The sequence below is a fragment of the Jiella avicenniae genome (assembly GCF_021390325.1).
Classification (GTDB): Bacteria; Pseudomonadota; Alphaproteobacteria; order Rhizobiales; family Rhizobiaceae; genus Jiella; species Jiella avicenniae.
In genome coordinates this window covers 1-16,942 of sequence record NZ_JAJUWU010000025.1, presented here as the reverse complement: position 1 = coordinate 16,942, position 16,942 = coordinate 1, and the positions used below count along the sequence as shown (strand labels likewise).

The following is a 16,942-nucleotide window of genomic DNA, read 5'->3' as shown; positions in this document are numbered from 1 at the left end:
GCTTCGACGAATCCTCGGGGATCACTCTCCGGCGGGAAGCCGAACCGGCCGGGCCACTGGCCGGACGGCCCGCCGCCGAGGCGCCGTATCCTCATGAGGTTTCGCCGTCGCAAACTCCGCGGTGAGGAAGAATGAAGCTCGATATCGATTTCGACCCCGACGACGGTGACGTTTCCCATTCGCTCGAGGGGCATTTCCTGATCGCCATGCCGGCGGTCGCCGACGAGCCTTTCGCGCGGACCGTCATCTATGTCTGCGCCCATTCGCCCAACGGAGCGATGGGCTTCATCATCAATAAACCGCAGCCGATGAGCTTTCCGGCCCTGCTCACCCAGCTCGGCATCGTCGAGAGCGAGGACGACATCCGTCTGCCATCCGGCGGCCGCGAAGTGTCGGTCTGCATCGGCGGGCCGGTGGAAAAGGGGCGAGGCTTCGTCCTGCATTCGGACGACTACGATTCCGAATCCACCGTCCAGGTCGCCGACAAGATCGCTCTGACGCCGACGGTCGACATCCTGAGGGCGATCTCGGAGGGCATCGGCCCGAAGACGGCGATCATGGCCCTCGGTTATTCCGGCTGGGCGCCGGGGCAGCTGGAGGACGAGATCGCCGCCAATGGCTGGCTGACCTGCAAGGCCGATCTCGGCATCGTCTTCGACACCGACCTCGACGCCAAATACAAACGGGCGCTGGGCCTCCTCGGCATCGAACCGGCGTTCCTGGCAGGCGAGGCGGGGCACGCCTGAGGGAAGCGACGGGGCGGCGTCGCTTAGTGCACGCCAGGTTTAGGGGCTTGAGGAGCCCGGGGACGATAGCTGGCTGAATGCCAGAACGTCTGAAGGTTAGGGGCGCTTATCCCAACGCGGCGTCATCCTCGGGCGTGTCCCGAGGATCTACTGCGGGTTGATCGCCGGGCTGTCGGTGGGCGGAAGGGCATCCGGTGAGGATTTTGTCGTGGTTGCGGCGGTAGATCCTCGGGACAAGCCCGAGGATGACGCCGCGGGTGATAAATGCCTTTAAAATCAAGCGCTTGAACGCACATCGGTCCATCCGCGTGCGGTCGCCTCTGCACCCCGGCCGGCCGGCCTGCTCTACCGCAGTATGGGCAAACCCGCGCCCCGCCCCCTCAACTCGCCCGCTTCAAGCTCGCCGCCCTGTCGACCAGCAGCCGACGGGCCGTCTCGAAGTTGAGTGGCGGCGAGAAGGCGAAGCTCTGGGCGTATTCGCAGTTCAGCTGGCGGAGCTGGACGATGTCGCTTTCGTTCTCGACGCCCTCGGCGACGACTTTCAGGCCGAGATCGTGGGCCATGGTGACGATCGAATGCAGGATGATCGGGCGCTGCGGCTGGTTGTTGTTGCGCAGGAACGACTGATCGATCTTCAGCGTGTCGAAGGGAAAACGCATCAGATAGGCCAGCGAGGAATGGCCGGTGCCGAAGTCGTCGAGCGACAGGCCGACGCCGAGGTCGCGCAGCCGGGCGAGAAGCTTCGCCGATCGCTCGGGGTTGTCCATCACCATGGATTCGGTGAGTTCGAGCTTCAGGCAGGCGGGTGAGAGCTTGTAGCGTTCGAGCACGCTCTTGACGTCGGCGATCAGATCCTGGCGGATCAGCTGCCGGCTGGAAATGTTGACCGACATGAAGAAGCTGTCGTCGCCGGTCGCCCGGTGGAGATCGCCGAGACGCTTGGCGGCTTCTTCCAGCGCGAACTGGCCGAGCGTGACGATCAGCCCGGTGTTCTCGGCGATCGGGATGAACTCCGAGGGCGAGATCGTGCCGCGGCGCGGATGCTCCCAGCGCAGGAGCGCCTCGAAGCCGGCGACGGTCTCGCCGGCGAGATCGACGATCGGCTGGAAGGCCAGCGACAGTTCCGAGCGTTCGAAGGCGCGCCTGAGATCCGATTCCAGCTGCAGCCGTCCGGCGCCGATGGACTTGTAGGCCGGGCGGAAGGGCTCGATCCGGTCGCCGCCGAAGCGCTTGGCCTGATACATGGCGAGTTCGGCTTCCTTCAGCGTCTCCTCGCTGGTCGCGCCCTCGGCCCAGCCGCTGAGGCCGATCGAGCCGGTCAGGACGATCTCGCGGCCGGCGAGCGAGATCGGCGCCTTGATCGCCTCGCGCAGGACCTCGGCGAAGGCGGCGACGGCTCCGACGTCGCTTTCCGAGACGAGGATCAGGCCGAACTGGTCGCTGCCGAGCCGGGCCAGCGTGTCCTGTGGTTTCAGGATGCGCTTCAGCCGCCGCCCCACCGTGAGCAGGATCGTATCGCCGACGGCGAGGCCGAAGTCGTCGTTCACCTGCTTGAACCGGTCGACGTCGATGACGAAGATCGTCGGGCGGACGTCGTCGCGCGTCGCCGCCAGGATGCCGATCGCCTCCAGCCTGTCGCGGAACAATTCGCGGTTGGGAAGGCCGGTCAACTGGTCGTGCAGCGCGTCGTGCAGCAGCCGTTCCTCGGCCTTCTTCTGCTCGGTCACGTCCTTCAGCGTGCCGACGCAGCGCGTCACTTCGCCGTCCGATCCGAGGACGGGGCGGGCCCGCAGCTGCATCCAGTGATAGTGCCCGTCCTCGTCGGCGACGCGGAACTCCTGGACGATGCGGCCGCGGCGGTGTTCGATCACCGTGTCGAAGGTCAGCTTGAACCGGTCGCGGTCGTCCTGGTGGAGGATCGGAAGCCAGTCCCGCGCCGCGCCGTTCATCGCCGCGATCGGCATGCCGGACAAGGTCTCGCCGTCGGCCCCGACGAAGATCCGGTCGCGCGTGACGTCCCAGTCGAAGACCGCGTCGCCGGCCCCCGCCAGAGCCAGCGATCGGCGCTCCATGTCCGACAGGAGACCCTGGGCGAAGCTGCCGCCGGCAAAGCCGTGCTGCATCACCGTGAAACCGATCAGGAGCACGATCAGGACGAGGCCTCCGCCGAGCGCCGGCTGGATGATGTCGTTGTCGATCCGGCCTGTGACGGTCATCCAGCTCGCCGCGAGCCACAGGATGATCAGACACCAGGTCGGGATCAGCATCACCGCGCGGTCGAAGCCCTGGAAGGCGAGGCCGACGATCAGCGCGAGGCCGATGCCGGCGGTGGCGGCCAGCGACAGCCGGGCGATGCCCGAAGCGACGACGGGCTCGAAGGCGGCGAGGCCGCCGAGACCGGCCAGAAGACAGAGCCAGACGAGGAGCGTGATCGACAGCGCCCGGTGCCAGCGGTTGAGGTTGAGGTAGGCGAAGAGGAACATCGCCAGGGTGAAGGCGAGCGCCACCTCGGTGCCGGCGCGCCAGATCCGTTCCTGGCCGGGCGCGAGCGGCAGCAGCTTCTGCCAGAAGTCGAAGTCGATGCAGATATAGGCGAGCACGGCCCAGGCGAGCGCCGCCGCCGCGGGGAACATCGCCGAACCCTTGACCACGAAGAGGATCGTCAGGAACACCGCCAAAAGCCCGGCGATGCCGAGCACGATGCCGCGATAGAGGGTGAAGGCGTTGATCGTGTCCTTGTAGGCGTTCGGCTCCCAGAGCCTGAGTTCGGGGAGGTTCGAACTCGTCAGTTCGGCGACGAAGGTGACGACCGAGCCGGGATCGAGGGTGACGAGGAACACGTCCGCATCGGTGCTGTTCTGGCGTTCGAGGGCAAAGCCCTGGCTCGGGGTGATCGAGGCGATCCGCTGCGAGCCGAGATCGGGCGACAGGATACCCGATCCGACGAGCCGGAACTGCGAGGCGACCACGAGGCGGTCGAGCTGTTCGTCGGTGTTGTTGGCCAGCGCGAAGACGGCCCAGTTGCCCGAAGCCTCGGGCGACTTCGCCTCCACTTCGATGCGCCGGACGATGCCGTCGGCGCCGGGCACGGTGGTGACCTGAAAATTGCGCCCCTGGCCGAAATAGAAGTCGGTCGCCGGCTTCAGGTCGATGGCGACGTCGTCGCGGGACACCCCGACCGGCTCGAGCGCCATGGCCGGCGCCGTCCCGCCGGCCAGAAGGGCGAGGGCGAAGGTGACCAGCAGCCAACGAACGATGATGAAACGCATGCCCTCCGGCGCTTTCCTTTGGGCCGTTCCGGCCGTCGCGACGCTCACGAGCGGGTGGCAGGGGCCGTCAGACCCCTGTCCCGTCGCATTCGCCGCCACATTCGACTGTCGCAGCTTTCGGCAGCTTGGTGAAGTTGCAATCAGCCGCTCGGTTTACGAAACCGACACCCGATCTACCGGGTGCCGGGAGGGTGAATCCCGTGTCGGTGCCATCTCGAGAGCCCCCGAACGCGACCATTCTTCGGCAAGGAGAGCGTATAGGCAATGGTCTTCCCACTTTCCGGCGATCTTAAGGTAACCGCGCAGATGCCCCTCCCGGGAAAAGCCGCAGCGCTCGAGGAGCCGGATCGACCGCTGATTGTTCGGCAGGCACGCCGCCTCGATCCGGTGCAGCCCCTCGACCTCGAAGGCGAAGAGCTTCACCGCCTCGACGGCGCGGCGCATGTGGCCCTTTCCGGCGAAGCGCTCCCCCATCCAGTAGCCGAGGGTCGCGGACTGGGCAACGCCGCGGCGGACATGGCCGACGCTGATCCCGCCGAGCAGCGTCTCTCCGGCCTGGTCGAAGAGGAAGAAGCTGTAGCCGTTCCCCTCCCGGGCCTCCTGATCGTAGCGGGCCACCCGGCGGCGGAACGCGGCATGGGTCAGCTCGTCGCTGGTCCACACCGGCTCCCAGGGGGTGAGAAATCCCCTTGAATCTTCGCGCAGGGCCCGCCAGGCCGGAAAATCCGACCGGCGCGGCAGGCGAAGGACGATCCCTTCGCCGGAGAGGACGGGCACGTTCGGCCGGCTGAGGTAATCGATCAGGCCCATGGCGCGGTTGCTGATGGTGACGGAGTGCGACGCTGACAGTCGGTTAGCCGAGGAGAGAGGGGCTTCGCAAGACGCTCCGGCCTCAACGCCCGCCGACCGCCTGCAGCGCCGGAGCGACGTTGAGCCGTTCGCCGAGTTCGCCGAGCCGTGGAAGGCGAGACACCGGGCCGATCGCCGCGAGCGTCGGCGTCGAGCCGGTGAAGATCCGGCCGGCGAGATCGGCGAGCCGCTCGGCGGTGATCGCGTCGAGCCTGGCGATGAGATCGGCGTTGGGAATGACCTCGCCGTTGAACATCAGCTGGCGGGCGATCTGGCCGGCGCGCGAAGCCGGGCTCTCCTGGGACATCAGCAGGCTGGCGCGCATCTGCGCCCGGGCCCTGGTCACCTCCGCTTCGGTGATGCCGTTTGCCGCCTCGACGAGTTCGTCGACGATCACCGGGGCGAGTTCGGCAAGCTCCTCCTCGCCGGTCGCCGCGTGGATGCCGAAGACGCCGGAATCGGAAAAGCTCCAGTGGAAGGCGTAGATGGCGTAGCAGAGACCCCGCCGCTCGCGCACTTCCTGGAAGAGCCGCGACGACATGCCGCCGCCGAGGATCAGCGACAGGACCTGGGAGGCGTAGAAGTCCCGCGCATAGTAGGGGCGGCCCTCGAAGCCGAGCACCATCTGGGCGTCGGCGAGTTCGCGCTCCTGGCGGTACTCGCCGCCGACATAGGTGGCCGGGCTGCGCGCCTCCGTCGCCTGCGGCGCCGGCGCGGCGTTCGAGCCGAGCGCGGCCGATACCTGATCGACGACGGCCTGGTGGGACACCGCGCCCGCCGCGGAGACGATCATCCGGTCGGGACCGTAGTGGCGGGCGAGATAGGCCCGCAGGTCGTCGGGGGTGAAGGATTTCACCGTCTGCCGTGTCCCGAGGATCGGCCGGCCGATGATCTGGCTCTTGAAGGCGGTTTCCTGGAAATGGTCGAAGACGATGTCGTCGGGGGTGTCTTCGGCAGCCCCGATCTCCTGCAGGATCACCTGCTGCTCACGTTCGAGTTCGGCCTCGTCGAAGCGCGAATCGACCAGGATGTCGGTCAATATGTCGATCGCCAGCGGTACGTCGTTCTTCAGGACCCGGGCGTAGTAGGACGTCGTCTCGACGCTGGTCGCGGCGTTGAGGTCGCCGCCGACGTCCTCGATCTCTTCGGCGATCTGGCGCGCGTTGCGCCGGCTGGTGCCCTTGAAGGCCATGTGTTCGAGCAGATGGGCGATGCCGTGCTCGTTCTCGCCTTCGTCGCGCGCCCCGGCCTTCACCCAGATGCCCAGCGCCGCGCTTTCGAGCGTCGGCATGGTCTCGGTGGCGATGGTGAGGCCGTTGGCGAGCCGGGTGATCTCGACGCTCATGGCCTTGCTCCCGCCATTGCGGCGCGCGTGCGCGCCCGGATGTAGTCTTCCACCGCCGTCAACTCGGCCGGCAGCCGGTCGAAGCGTTCGGCCCGTTCCATCAGCCCGGCATGGGTCGGCGGCAGGGCCGGCTCGATGCCGCAGGCCGCTTTCACCGCTGCGGGGAATTTCGCCGGGTGGGCCGTGCCGAGGGTGATCGCAGCCGTCCCCGGTGCGATGCCGCGGCTTTCGGCGACGTTGACGCCGACGGCGGTGTGCGGATCGAGGAGATAGGCGTCGGCTTGGAGGACGCGCCGGATCGTCTCGGCGGTCGCCGCCTCGTCGGTCGTCTCTGCGTCGAAATTCTCACGGATGGCGCTCAGCACCTCGGCCGGCAGTTCGAAGCCGCCGGACTGCGACAGCCCCGCCATCAGCCGGCGGACGAGGCCGGCGTCGCGGCCGCTGGCCTCGAAGATCAGCCGCTCGAAATTCGACGAGACCTGGATGTCCATCGACGGCGACATCGTCGCCTCGACCTTGCCGGTCTCGTAGCGGCCGGTGGCCAGCGTCCGGGCGAGGATGTCGTTGGCGTTGGTGGCGATCACCAGCCTTTCCACCGGCAGCCCCATGCGCATCGCAGCATAGCCGGCGAAGATGTCGCCGAAATTGCCGGTCGGGACCGTGAAGGTCAGCTTGCGCCGCGGCGCGCCGAGGCTGGCCGCGCTGGTGAAGTAGTAGACGATCTGGGCCATGATCCGGCCCCAGTTGATCGAATTGACGCCGGACAGTCCGACCCCGTCGCGGAACCGGCGATCGTTGAACATCGCCTTCACCAGCGCCTGGCAGTCGTCGAAATGACCGTCGACGGCGACCGCGTGAACGTTGGCGGCGCCCGAGGTGGTCATCTGCCGCTGCTGGACGGGCGAGACGCGGCCGTGCGGGAAGAGGATGAAGAGATCGGTGCGCTGCGAGCCGGCAAAGGCGGCGATCGCCGCGCCGCCGGTGTCGCCCGAGGTCGCGCCGACGATGGTGGCGCGCTCGCCGCGCTCCTTCAGGACGTGATCCATCAGCCGCGCGATGAGCTGCATGGCGATGTCCTTGAAGGCGAGCGTCGGGCCGTGGAACAGTTCGAGGACGAAATGCGCCGGCCCGATCTGCACCAGCGGGGCGACGGCCGGATGGGCGAAGGTCGCGTAGGCCTCGTCGATCATCGCCCTGAGAACCTCGGGCGCGATGTCGTCGCCGACGAAGGGGCGGAATACCGCCTCGGCGACGTCGGCATAGGGCCGGCCGGCGAAATCCTCGATCACGGCTGGGGAAAACTGCGGCCAGCTTTCGGGCAGATAGAGCCCGCCGTCGTCCGCAAGCCCCTTGAGAAGGGCATCGGCAAATCCGAGACTCTCGGCTTCGCCGCGCGTACTCACATACCTCACGTCTTCAAAACTCCTTGCCGGAGCGGCCGTGGACCGGCCATCGTCCGTCTTGCCCACCGGCGGTCGGGTCGCCTATCCGAGATCCGGCTGATATAGAACCGCCCGCCACAGTAAGGGAAGAACCCAGCGATGCATACCGTGCCGGCCATCCGGAGCCTCCTCGTCGCACTGTTCGCGGCAAGCCTCGCCGCCTGCAACACGATGGACCGAGTCCAGAACACCGATCTCGGCCCACCGGCCGCCGCATCCGAACCCGTAGCGGCCGAGCCGTCCGCGACCCCCGATCAGCCCGACGACGCGTCGGCCGGCATGGCTGCGGCGCAACGGGGCGAGGCGCGCTTCTGTCCGCAGGCGTCGATCCGGGAAGGCACGTCCACCATTCAGGAAAAGGACGGCGACGCGCTCGACTATCAGGCGGTGATCGTCAATGCAAAGCGCGATTGCCGGATCGTCGGCGGCAAGCTGAAGATCACCGTCGGCGTCGAAGGACGGCTGATGCCGGGCCGTGCGGCCAAGTCCCGCACCCTCCAATTGCCGATCCGGGTCGCGGTCGTCGGCCAGGAGGGGGTCATCTATTCGAATCTGGGCAAGATTTCCGTATCGGTCGAAAAGGGCGGTACGGCCCGCTCCTTCCGTTATGTCGAGGACAATATCCTGATTGCGCCGGTCATCGGCGGCGTCATCGTCTACACCGGTTTCGACGAAGGCCCGCCCAAGCAGAATTGAGCTCGGTGGTCCGCTGCGTCGGCGGTCTGCGACTGCCGACGCGATACCGGCAAGCCGCGATGAGGCGCCTCGATCGGTCGCATCGCGACCGACAGGCGTCCGGGCGGGCCCGGACGGCAATCGCCGCGACGACATGCGAAACGACCCGGGGGCGGCAACGCCGGCCCCGGGTCGTCTTGGATCTTCGCCGCTCCGGCCGGCGATCCCGCCTCGCCGTCTCGCTCAGAATTCGGTCCAGCTCTCCTCGCTCGGGGCCGCCTTCAGGGCCGTATTGCCGACAGTGCCAGCCCGGCGCGCCTGATTGTTCGCGGCTCGCGGATGGGCCGCAGCCGGCTTTGCGGGTTGTTTGCGCACTGCCGCCCTGGCATCTCCGGCGGTGTGGAAGCGCCCCATGAGGGTGGCCAGTTGCTCGGTCTCGCCGCTGAGATTGCGGGCGGCGGCCGTCGTCTCTTCGACCATCGCGGCGTTCTGCTGCGTCACCTTGTCCATCTGGTCGGCGGCGGACGAGACTTCCCTCAGCGTGCTCGCCTGCTGCTCGGCATTGCGGGCGATCTCGGCAACCAGCTGGCTGACCTCCTGGACGCGGGCGACGATCTCTTCCAGCGACTTGCCGGACGCCCGGGCGAGTTCCACGCCGCTCTCGACCTGTTCCGAGGAGGTCATGATCAGGCCCTTGATCTCCTTGGCCGCTTCCGCCGAGCGCTGGGCGAGGGCGCGGACTTCCTGAGCCACCACGGCAAAGCCCTTGCCGGCCTCGCCGGCGCGCGCCGCCTCGACGCCGGCATTGAGGGCAAGCAGGTTGGTCTGGAAGGCGATCTCGTCGATCACCCCGATGATCTGGCTGATCTTCTGGGATGACGCCTCGATCGCGCTCATTGCGGTGACCGCCTGGGCGACGACCGTACCGCCGTTTTCTGCATCGCGAAGCGCCGTCGCGGTCGCCTGGTTCGCCTTCATCGCGTCGGAGGCGGTCCCGTTGATGCCGCGAGTGATCTCGGACAGCGCCGCGACGGTCTCTTCGAGGCTCGCAGCCTGCTGCTCGGTCCGCTGCGAAAGATCGGCGGCGGCCGTATTGATCTCGCTCATGCCCTCGCCGATCGTGGCCGTCGCACCCTTGACCTGTGTGATGGCATCCTCGAGACCCACGAGCGCCTGGTTGTAGTCGTTGCGCAACTGGTCGAGTTCGGGCGTCAGCGGGACGTCGATGCGCCGGTCGAGCTTACCCTCCGCGAGGTCGGCGAGCGCCGCGCCGATCTCGGCGACGGCCTTGACGCGCGCGGTCACGTCCGTGGCGTATTTGACGACCTTGACCACCTTGCCGCCGGCGTCGAAGATCGGATTGTAGGAACCCTGAATCCAGATCTCCTTGCCGTTCTTGCCGACGCGGCGGAACTCCGAAGCCTGGAATCTGCCGGCGCGGAGATTTTGCCAGAAGGTCGCGTATTCGGCGCTGTCGCGATAGGCGGGGTCGATGAAGATCGCGTGGTTCTTTCCGACGATCTCCGACAGGTTATAGCCCATCGTGGTGAGGAAGTTCTCGTTGGCGGTCACGATCGTGCCGTCGACGTCGAATTCGATGACGGCCTGGGCGCGATGGACCGCTGCGATCTGGCCGGCGTAGTCCACGTTGAGCAGTCGTTCCTTGGCGTCGGCCCATTCGACGACGAAGCCGACGGTCGTGCTGCCCTCGCGCAGCGGCGAGACGAGCAGGTCGAACATCCACCCGGCGACCTTGATCGTGGCGTTGTGAGGCCGTTGAAGCGCCGCCAGCATCCCCCGCTGATGGCTCGGGTTCTTGTGGAAGATGTCGATGTTGCTGCCGACCAGGCCGTCGACGTTGAAGCGCGGCAGTTCCTGCTTCAGCTCCGGCTCGGCTTCGCGCAAGAGGCGCTCGAGCGCCGGGTTGAGATAGGTGATGTTCAGCTTCGCGTCGGCGAGCATCACGTTGGCACGAAGCGCGTTGAGCGCGGCGATCTTATGGCCGGCCAGGCCACCGTTGCGGAATGGGAAGGACATCGTTTTTCTCGACGGGGTTCAACCGAAAATGGAGGGCTCGATCGGATTGGCCGCGCTTGACGCTCGCCCGCTGAACCGAGGTGTCATTACAGATGGACGGGAAAAAATAAAAATCTTTTAACGGGTGATTTCGGTTCCATCCGCAACTGGAGGTAAGTCAGGCTTGTCAAAAATAGTATAACTTACTGATGGTTCTCGATACAGTCTATATCGAACGGCATATTCAGCATGGTCTTTGTGCGAAAATCGAAAAATAGAGGTACGAAGCGTACCATTATGACTTACGGTAATTTGCACCGTTTCAGCTGAATTGCCGTCGGCGCTAGTATATCTGCGGCGCAGCAAATCCTCGCCGGGATCCTCAGTCGTCCTGCCAGTCGCCGAGCACCTCGACCACCGCGGGAAAGTCCGCGAGCCGGTTGATCACCGTCTCGGCACCCGCCTCGGTGAGCGCGTCGGCATGGCCCGGATAGCTGTGCCCGGCGCCGGTGAAGCCGACGACCCGGCAACCGGCCGCCCGGGCGCCGGTGACGCCATGAACGGAATCCTCGATGACGACGGATTGCGGCCCCGTCACCTCGAACTTCTTCAACGCATGGAGAAATACGTCCGGCGCCGGCTTTGCCCGGCCGACGTCGCCGGCACTGAAGACGTTCGGGCGGAAGAAATCCCACAGGCCGACGTGATCGAGTTCGAGTTCGAGGCGCGCGGCGCTCGAATTCGAGCAGATGCAGCGCGGCAGGTCCAGCCGCTCCAGCATCTCCCGCGCCCCGGCGACCTCCTCGGCCTCTGTGCCGAGCCGGCGGTCGATCTCCGCGTCGACGCGGTTCATGAACGCTTCGGAGAAGCGGTGGCCGGTCTCTTCGCCGAGGCGGTCGAGGATGGTCTTCCAGGTCAGGCCGGCAAAACGCGCAGCCGATTCCCCGGCATCGAGTTCGATGCCTTCCTCGAGCAGCATCTCGGACTGGACCTTCGCTGCGATCACCTCGGAATCGATGAGGACGCCGTCGCAGTCGAAGATGATGAGCTGTGGCTTCGCCATGGCGGCCCTTTCTCGGATCCGGGCGGGATTGTCGTCGTTGGAAGGCGGCAGGACGCCCGCCCGCGCGGCCCTAGCACGGCGGCGCGCCCCCGCAAACCGTTCCTGCGGTGCGCCGGCCTTCGCGGGGCCGGGTCGAACATTCTTCGACGACTTTATCGATTGTTTACGCTGTTCGGTAACCATGGCCGATATCGACTGTTCCCGCGTAAATGGTTTTCGTCATGGCTCCTTCCCGCTCCGCCCTTCGCAAGGCCTTCCTCGATCCGGCGCCCGGCTTTCGGGACCGCATCCTCAAGGGGCACTGCGTTTCGCAGATGGAGACGATGCCGGAGAACTCGGTCGACGTGATCTTCGCCGATCCGCCGTACAACCTCCAGCTTGCCGGAGACCTGCACCGGCCGGATCAGTCCAAGGTCGATGCCGTCGACGACGCCTGGGACCAGTTCGAGAGCTTCCAGGCCTACGACGCCTTCACCCGGGCCTGGCTGCTGGCCGCCCGGCGCGTCCTGAAGCCGACCGGCACGATCTGGGTGATCGGCTCCTATCACAACATCTTCCGCGTCGGCGCCTCGATGCAGGATCTCGGCTACTGGATCCTCAACGACGTCGTCTGGCGCAAATCCAACCCGATGCCCAATTTCCGCGGCCGCAGATTCCAGAACGCCCACGAGACGATGATCTGGGCCTCGCTCGGCAAGGACGCCAAGGGCTACACCTTCAACTACGAAACCCTGAAGGCGGCGAACGACGACCTGCAGATGCGCTCGGACTGGCTGTTTCCGATCTGCACCGGTGGCGAGCGTCTGAAGGGCGAGGACGGGCAGAAGCTGCATCCGACGCAGAAGCCCGAGATGCTGCTCGCGCGGGTCATTCTGGCGTCCACCAAGCCCGGCGACGTCGTGCTCGACCCGTTCTTCGGCACCGGCACGACCGGCGCGGTCGCCAAGCGCCTCGGGCGCCATTACGTCGGCATCGAGCGGGACGAAGACTACGTCGCCGCGGCCGAGAAGCGGATCGCCGCCGTCGAGCCGCTTTCGGAAGAGAGCCTGGCGATGGCCGCCGGCAAGCGGGCCGAGCCGCGCGTGCCCTTCGCCAGCCTGCTCGAGGCCGGGCTGATCGAGCCCGGCACGCAGCTCACCGACGCCGGGCGGCGCCACGTCGCCCATGTGCGGGCGGACGGCACGGTCGCGGTCTCCGGCGAGGCGGCGTCGATCCACCGCGTCGGGGCGAAGGTGCAGGGCCTTGCGGCCTGCAACGGCTGGACCTTCTGGCACGTCGAGACGGAAGGGCAGCTGCGGCCCATCGACGAGCTCCGCCGGCTGGTGCGCGAGCGCATGGCGATCGGTTCGCGCGAAGCGTGACCTCGGGTCGTTCGGGAAACGACGCGTCCGGGGAGACAAGGTGGTTCGGTCGCCGGCTTCGACGGTCGCCTCTCGCTTCGATGCGGCGATTTCGACCGACGCGACGGAGGCCGAGGCGCTCTTCTCGCCGGGCAGCGTCCATCACCGGCCCGCCCCGTCGTCGTTCCGAAAGGCCACCGTCAGGCCGGTCGCGTGGGATCCCGAGGGCCGCGACGGGCGACGAGTACAGCCGATGTCGGCGGCATCGCCGAGGCGCGAGAAAACGGGAAGGGCAGGCGAGGCATCCGGCGGGCCCCGATGCGGCGCAGCCGACGAACGCCGACGCATCCGGCGGAACAGAAGCGCGGCTCGGAACGGTCACCCGGCCTGCAGCCCGTTCGAGCCAAGAGGAAAGGGACCCGACCGTCCCGATCGGGCCCGATGCGATCCAGGGAACTCGGCCCGGCCACGAGCCCCGCTGCGATCTGCGGCGCGGAGGCGGGGTGTGCGGGATCGCGGGAAGCGGTGCGCAGCGTCGGATCTGCCGACGACACGATCGCCCGGCAATCGCGGAAGAACGCCAAAATCACGGCCGCGAAGGTCTTGCCCGGCGCCCGTGATCTCCTCGATGAAAGGGGGTCGGCTCAGGCCGACTGCAGGTTCACGGCCTTCGGGCCCTTGCCGCGCTTGTCCGGCTCGGTGTCGAAGGAAACCTTCTGGTTCTCCTGAAGGCCCGGCAGGCCGGAGGCCTGGACGGCGGAGATGTGCACGAAGATGTCGGCCCCGCCATTGTCGGGCTTGATGAAACCGAAGCCCTTTTCGGTGTTGAAGAATTTGACCGTCCCGGTCTGTGCCATTATCGGAATCCTTATCCCGGCATGTATGGGCGCCCTGAGGGCGGCGGCAGGCAAGTCTTGACGAGGATAGGAACCGATACATCGCAGGCCCGCGAGCCCACCCGGGAGAGGCGCTCCCGATACGCAATTCGTCCATTATCCGTGTTCGCGAATTTGCCCGAACAGCTCGAACAATGCTAGGTTCCCGACGTCTTTGCAAGTGAAAGATTCCTGACATGCGAAGCGTCCCGTAGCGGCACAGCTTCACCGTCAGTACTGTCCCACCCAACAACGTGTGGAATACGTTCGACCATGTCGATTCTCGTCGTCGGTTTCGCGGCCTTCCCGGGGGTCGCCCGGAACCCGTCCCAGGATCTCGTCGAAAGCCTCGATCGTCGTCTCCCGTCGACGGTCTCGACGCTCGTCCTCGACGTTTCCTGGGAGGAGAGCTGGCCGCGACTGGAGGCCGAGATCCGGCGGCGAGGGGCGCGGACGGTTCTGATGTTCGGGGCGCATCTGCGGGCCGAACGCTTTCGGGTCGAGCTCCTCGCCCGCAACCGCCGCGAGCTCGGCCGGGCCGATGCGTTCGGCGGGTTTCCCGCCGGCCCTTCGATCGGCGAGGGGCCGGAGCGGCTGGCCTGCCGGCTCGACTGGACCGAGGTGGCAGGGCGGCTTCGCGAGGCCGGCATCGATTTCGAGTGGTCGACGAATGCGGGCGGCTACCTGTGCAACGACACGCTCTATCGTCTGGCGCTCGCCGCCGGCGGGCTCGGGGTCGAGCGGTTCGGCTTCTTCCACCTGCCGTCGAGCGACGAGGGCCTGGAAGCGCTTCTCGCCCATCCGCCCTTGCCCGACGTCTTTTTGAGCCTACCCATTGACAAGATCGAGGCGGCGGCGATGGCGCTCGTCGAGATGGCGACGGCTTCCTCCGACCCCCGGCCGCTCGCCTGATGCCGAAAGGCGCTGCCAGCGCTTCCGCCCCCCTTTTTGCCGCGCCCGTCGAGCCCTGGCTCGGAAGAGTGGCGTCGTCTCCGACCGCCCGACGCATCGGCGTCCGCGCCATCGCATGAGGATTTGATATGACCGCATTCGACGAGGCGGCGCTCGACGCCGCGTACCGCAAGGCCCTGGCAGCCGAAAAGGCCGGTCGGGCCGAGGCGGCCGCAACGGGCTATCGCGCCTGTCTCGAGATCGATCCCGAAGACCATGTCGGGGCACGGCTGCGGCTCGCGGCGCTCGGGCTCGGCGAAGCCCCGGCTTCGGCGGGCGATGCCTATGTGACGACGCTGTTCGACCAGCAGGCCGATGCGTTCGAGGACATTCTGGTGCGCCAGCTCGGCTACGGCGTGCCGGGTCTCGCCGCCGAAGCCCTGTCGCGGCTTGGCTTCGAGCATTTCGACCGCGGGCTCGATCTCGGCTGCGGCACCGGGCTCGTCGGCGCCGCGCTCGACGGCCGCGTCGACGAAATGCTCGGCGTCGATCTGTCGGAGAACATGGTCGAAATCGCCTTCGACGGCGGTGCCTACGATCATCTCTACATCGGCGAGGCGCTGGAGTTCCTCGAGGAATTCGAGGAGGTCGAACCCTTCGACCTGATCCTTGCAGCCGACGTGCTGCCCTATCTCGGCGATCTCTCGCCGCTGCTCGCCCGCGTCGCCGGGCGGCTTGCCCCGGAGGGTCTGTTCGTCGCCTCGACGGAGACCTTCGGCGAGGGGGCGAGCAACGGGGCGGGGGGCGAGAGCGGCTTTGCCGTCGGCCGCGACCATCGCTTCCATCATGGCGAGGATTACGTGCGGGCGGCGCTCGAAGCGGCGGAGTTCACGATCCTCGCATTCGAGCCGATCACCGTCCGCATGCAGGAAGGCCGGCCCGCGCCCGGCCATCTCTTCGTCGCGCGCCGGGGTGGCTGACCGCCGGGAGACGAATGCCGCGGCCACTGAGCTTCGAGGCAGACGACGACGCCAGGCGGGAGGCGCGGACCCGCGCCTGCCGCCGGGCGTCCGTTCGGAGGGCCCGGCCGGCTCCGGACCCGTCTCGCATGTCTTGCGCTTGCGATGTGTTTGATGGGCGGGCGCATCGGCGTCCTCGCCCGTCGATCCCGAGCCGGACGCAGAGACAGCGTCCCAATCGGGCTGCTGCCGCAACGTCGCCTGCCGTCAGAAATCGGCGTCCGCGAAGGTTTCGCCGGTCATCTCTTCGGCATCGCGAGTCAAAAATCGGGCAAAACCGTGGCTTTCCGCGTCGAGAGCCTGGCGCAAGCTGTCGAGGGCATCGTTCTCGGCGCGCAGACGCTGCAAAAAAGCTTCGTCTTCAACGAGTTCCGGCGCATCGACCCAGAACAGGCCCGTCCCCGTTGCTGGCCGGCTTCCGCTTTTCTCCTGCAATGCCACGGCGATCCCTCCTGCCCGAAATCATCGAATCCGGCACTTCCAAGGCATGAAGGGACCATAGCGGATTTTTTTGCCCGTGCTAAGCGCTTTTCTTGGTGATGTTGCTGGCGCTCAACAAAACTTGACTCGCGGATCCCGTGTCGGCGACGGTTGCGAACCGGGGGCGAAGGCCCGAGGCCGCATCTGCCACCGGACGTCGCGGCTCGTCCGCGAGACTTCGGCGCGGGGGGCGGGCGAGCGATTGCCTTGCAGCGCGCGAAAGCGCTAAGGCAGGAGGACGGCGGCGCGAAGCGGTTCGGTCAATGAACGCGGTAGCGGCAGGCCGGGAGAGAACGGGCGGACGTGGCGAAATCGGTAGACGCAGCAGACTTTTGACGATTGGAGTGCCCGCGGGGAAATCCGCGGCGTAGAACCGCTCAAAGTCGGGGAACGCTAACGGGCGGAAACGCCCCAGGCCAATCCCGAGCCAAGCCCCCGGTCCGAGTTTTCGAGCCGAGGGAAGGTGTAGAGACTGGACGGGCGGCGCCTAACGCCTTCGGGCCATGGCGAAGGGACAGTCCAGACCACGAACGTCGGCAAGGCGGCGGCGAAAGCCGAAGTGGTACGAAAATCTGCTTCTCGACAGAGAGTACGGGTTCGAGTCCCGTCGTCCGCACCATCCCTGGCGCCGTCGGCGCCCGCACGTCGTGGCGCGGGCCCGCGGTCCGCTCCGCATTTTCCCGGAATTGGACGCAGCCGAATGCCGGCCGGCCCACGAAGCATGGGCGAGCCGAGTGGCGGCGCGGCGGTTCGACCGGCTTCGTCGAGACGGTCGAAGGCGACGGCCGTCGATCGGCCGTCCGCCTAGGGCGCGGACTCATTGTGCATTGATCCAGATGCGGATGGCAGCGAGCTTGAGCGCGGCCATGAAGTTGTCGGCCCGTCGGTCATAACGGGTGGCAAGGCCCCGCATCTGTTTGATGCGATTGAAG

Annotated in this window: 13 protein-coding genes, 1 tRNA gene and 1 pseudogene; 6 read left to right on the top strand and 9 right to left on the bottom strand. The window is 66.9% G+C overall.

Translation table 11 applies throughout. The features are described 5' to 3' along the window. Window positions 1–131: 131 nt before the first annotated feature. The gene (locus LZD57_RS21035; RefSeq protein WP_233721550.1) at window positions 132–746 is read left to right on the top strand and encodes a YqgE/AlgH family protein; all 615 of its coding nucleotides are present in this window, start codon (window positions 132–134) and stop codon (window positions 744–746) included. A 380-nt stretch (window positions 747–1,126) separates the two neighbouring features. Here the strand turns inward: LZD57_RS21035 and LZD57_RS21030 are convergent, their stop codons facing one another. The 4 genes from LZD57_RS21030 to thrC form a co-directional block, all read right to left on the bottom strand. Next, on the bottom strand, window positions 1,127–4,015 hold the full coding sequence (locus LZD57_RS21030; RefSeq protein WP_420844843.1) for an EAL domain-containing protein: 2,889 nt from the start codon (window positions 4,013–4,015) through the stop codon (window positions 1,127–1,129). 153 nt (window positions 4,016–4,168) lie between these two features. Then, window positions 4,169–4,825 carry a GNAT family N-acetyltransferase gene (locus LZD57_RS21025; RefSeq protein WP_233721549.1) on the bottom strand — a complete coding sequence of 219 codons (657 nt, stop codon included), beginning with the start codon at window positions 4,823–4,825 and terminating at the stop codon, window positions 4,169–4,171. Between the two features lie 82 nt (window positions 4,826–4,907). Continuing rightward, window positions 4,908–6,209, bottom strand: a complete 1,302-nt coding sequence (locus LZD57_RS21020; RefSeq protein ID WP_233721548.1) for a M16 family metallopeptidase — start codon at window positions 6,207–6,209, stop codon at window positions 4,908–4,910. After that, window positions 6,206–7,621 (bottom strand): threonine synthase, encoded by a 1,416-nt coding sequence (gene thrC, locus LZD57_RS21015; protein ID WP_233721547.1) that lies wholly within the window; start codon window positions 7,619–7,621, stop codon window positions 6,206–6,208. Before thrC ends, LZD57_RS21020 begins: the two co-directional genes overlap by 4 nt. 138 nt (window positions 7,622–7,759) lie before the next feature. Here thrC and LZD57_RS21010 point away from each other — a divergent pair, with 138 nt between their 5' ends. After that, a complete protein-coding gene (locus LZD57_RS21010; RefSeq protein WP_233721546.1) occupies window positions 7,760–8,347 on the top strand; it encodes a hypothetical protein in 588 nt (195 codons plus the stop codon). Between the two features lie 222 nt (window positions 8,348–8,569). Here LZD57_RS21010 and LZD57_RS21005 read toward each other — a convergent pair whose 3' ends face one another. Together LZD57_RS21005 and LZD57_RS21000 are read right to left on the bottom strand one after the other, a co-directional pair. Beyond that, entirely contained in the window at window positions 8,570–10,363 is a 1,794-nt protein-coding gene (locus LZD57_RS21005) for a methyl-accepting chemotaxis protein (protein WP_233721545.1), read from the bottom strand. A 361-nt stretch (window positions 10,364–10,724) separates the two neighbouring features. Continuing rightward, entirely contained in the window at window positions 10,725–11,405 is a 681-nt protein-coding gene (locus tag LZD57_RS21000) for an HAD family hydrolase (RefSeq protein ID WP_233721544.1), read from the bottom strand. A gap of 221 nt (window positions 11,406–11,626) precedes the next feature. On the opposite strand from LZD57_RS21000, the gene LZD57_RS20995 reads away from it, so the two are divergent. Further along, on the top strand, window positions 11,627–12,766 hold the full coding sequence (locus tag LZD57_RS20995) for a site-specific DNA-methyltransferase (protein ID WP_233721543.1): 1,140 nt from the start codon (window positions 11,627–11,629) through the stop codon (window positions 12,764–12,766). A gap of 623 nt (window positions 12,767–13,389) precedes the next feature. On the opposite strand, the gene LZD57_RS20990 is transcribed toward LZD57_RS20995, so the two are convergent. Next, the gene (locus tag LZD57_RS20990) at window positions 13,390–13,602 is read right to left on the bottom strand and encodes a cold-shock protein (RefSeq protein WP_233721542.1); all 213 of its coding nucleotides are present in this window, start codon (window positions 13,600–13,602) and stop codon (window positions 13,390–13,392) included. A gap of 291 nt (window positions 13,603–13,893) precedes the next feature. Here LZD57_RS20990 and LZD57_RS20985 point away from each other — a divergent pair, with 291 nt between their 5' ends. Together LZD57_RS20985 and LZD57_RS20980 are read left to right on the top strand one after the other, a co-directional pair. Continuing rightward, the gene (locus tag LZD57_RS20985) at window positions 13,894–14,532 is read left to right on the top strand and encodes a pyroglutamyl-peptidase I (RefSeq protein WP_233721541.1); all 639 of its coding nucleotides are present in this window, start codon (window positions 13,894–13,896) and stop codon (window positions 14,530–14,532) included. Window positions 14,533–14,660: 128 nt separating this feature from the next. Continuing rightward, window positions 14,661–15,491, top strand: coding sequence for a class I SAM-dependent DNA methyltransferase (locus LZD57_RS20980; RefSeq protein ID WP_233721540.1), 831 nt, complete (start codon window positions 14,661–14,663; stop codon window positions 15,489–15,491). A gap of 246 nt (window positions 15,492–15,737) precedes the next feature. Here the strand turns inward: LZD57_RS20980 and LZD57_RS20975 are convergent, their stop codons facing one another. Beyond that, window positions 15,738–15,971: a hypothetical protein gene (locus tag LZD57_RS20975; RefSeq protein WP_233721539.1), complete on the bottom strand. Its 234-nt coding sequence runs from the start codon at window positions 15,969–15,971 to the stop codon at window positions 15,738–15,740. A 586-nt stretch (window positions 15,972–16,557) separates the two neighbouring features. Here LZD57_RS20975 and LZD57_RS20970 point away from each other — a divergent pair. Further along, window positions 16,558–16,629 (top strand) — tRNA-Ser (locus LZD57_RS20970). A 198-nt stretch (window positions 16,630–16,827) separates the two neighbouring features. On the opposite strand, the pseudogene LZD57_RS20965 reads toward LZD57_RS20970, so the two are convergent. Next, window positions 16,828–16,942: pseudogene (locus tag LZD57_RS20965) on the bottom strand (IS5/IS1182 family transposase); the annotation flags it as partial.

Bases quoted from the DNA above. Each gene is read 5' to 3' on its own strand.
- LZD57_RS21035 (WP_233721550.1), top strand. From the start codon at position 132: ATGAAGCTCGATATCGATTTCGACCCCGACGACGGTGACGTTTCCCAT.
- LZD57_RS21030 (WP_420844843.1), bottom strand. From the start codon at position 4,015: ATGCGTTTCATCATCGTTCGTTGGCTGCTGGTCACCTTCGCCCTCGCC.
- LZD57_RS21025 (WP_233721549.1), bottom strand. From the start codon at position 4,825: ATGGGCCTGATCGATTACCTCAGCCGGCCGAACGTGCCCGTCCTCTCC.
- LZD57_RS21020 (WP_233721548.1), bottom strand. From the start codon at position 6,209: ATGAGCGTCGAGATCACCCGGCTCGCCAACGGCCTCACCATCGCCACC.
- LZD57_RS21005 (WP_233721545.1), bottom strand. From the start codon at position 10,363: ATGTCCTTCCCATTCCGCAACGGTGGCCTGGCCGGCCATAAGATCGCC.
- LZD57_RS21000 (WP_233721544.1), bottom strand. From the start codon at position 11,405: ATGGCGAAGCCACAGCTCATCATCTTCGACTGCGACGGCGTCCTCATC.
- LZD57_RS20995 (WP_233721543.1), top strand. From the start codon at position 11,627: ATGGCTCCTTCCCGCTCCGCCCTTCGCAAGGCCTTCCTCGATCCGGCG.
- LZD57_RS20990 (WP_233721542.1), bottom strand. From the start codon at position 13,602: ATGGCACAGACCGGGACGGTCAAATTCTTCAACACCGAAAAGGGCTTC.
- LZD57_RS20985 (WP_233721541.1), top strand. From the start codon at position 13,894: ATGTCGATTCTCGTCGTCGGTTTCGCGGCCTTCCCGGGGGTCGCCCGG.
- LZD57_RS20980 (WP_233721540.1), top strand. From the start codon at position 14,661: ATGACCGCATTCGACGAGGCGGCGCTCGACGCCGCGTACCGCAAGGCC.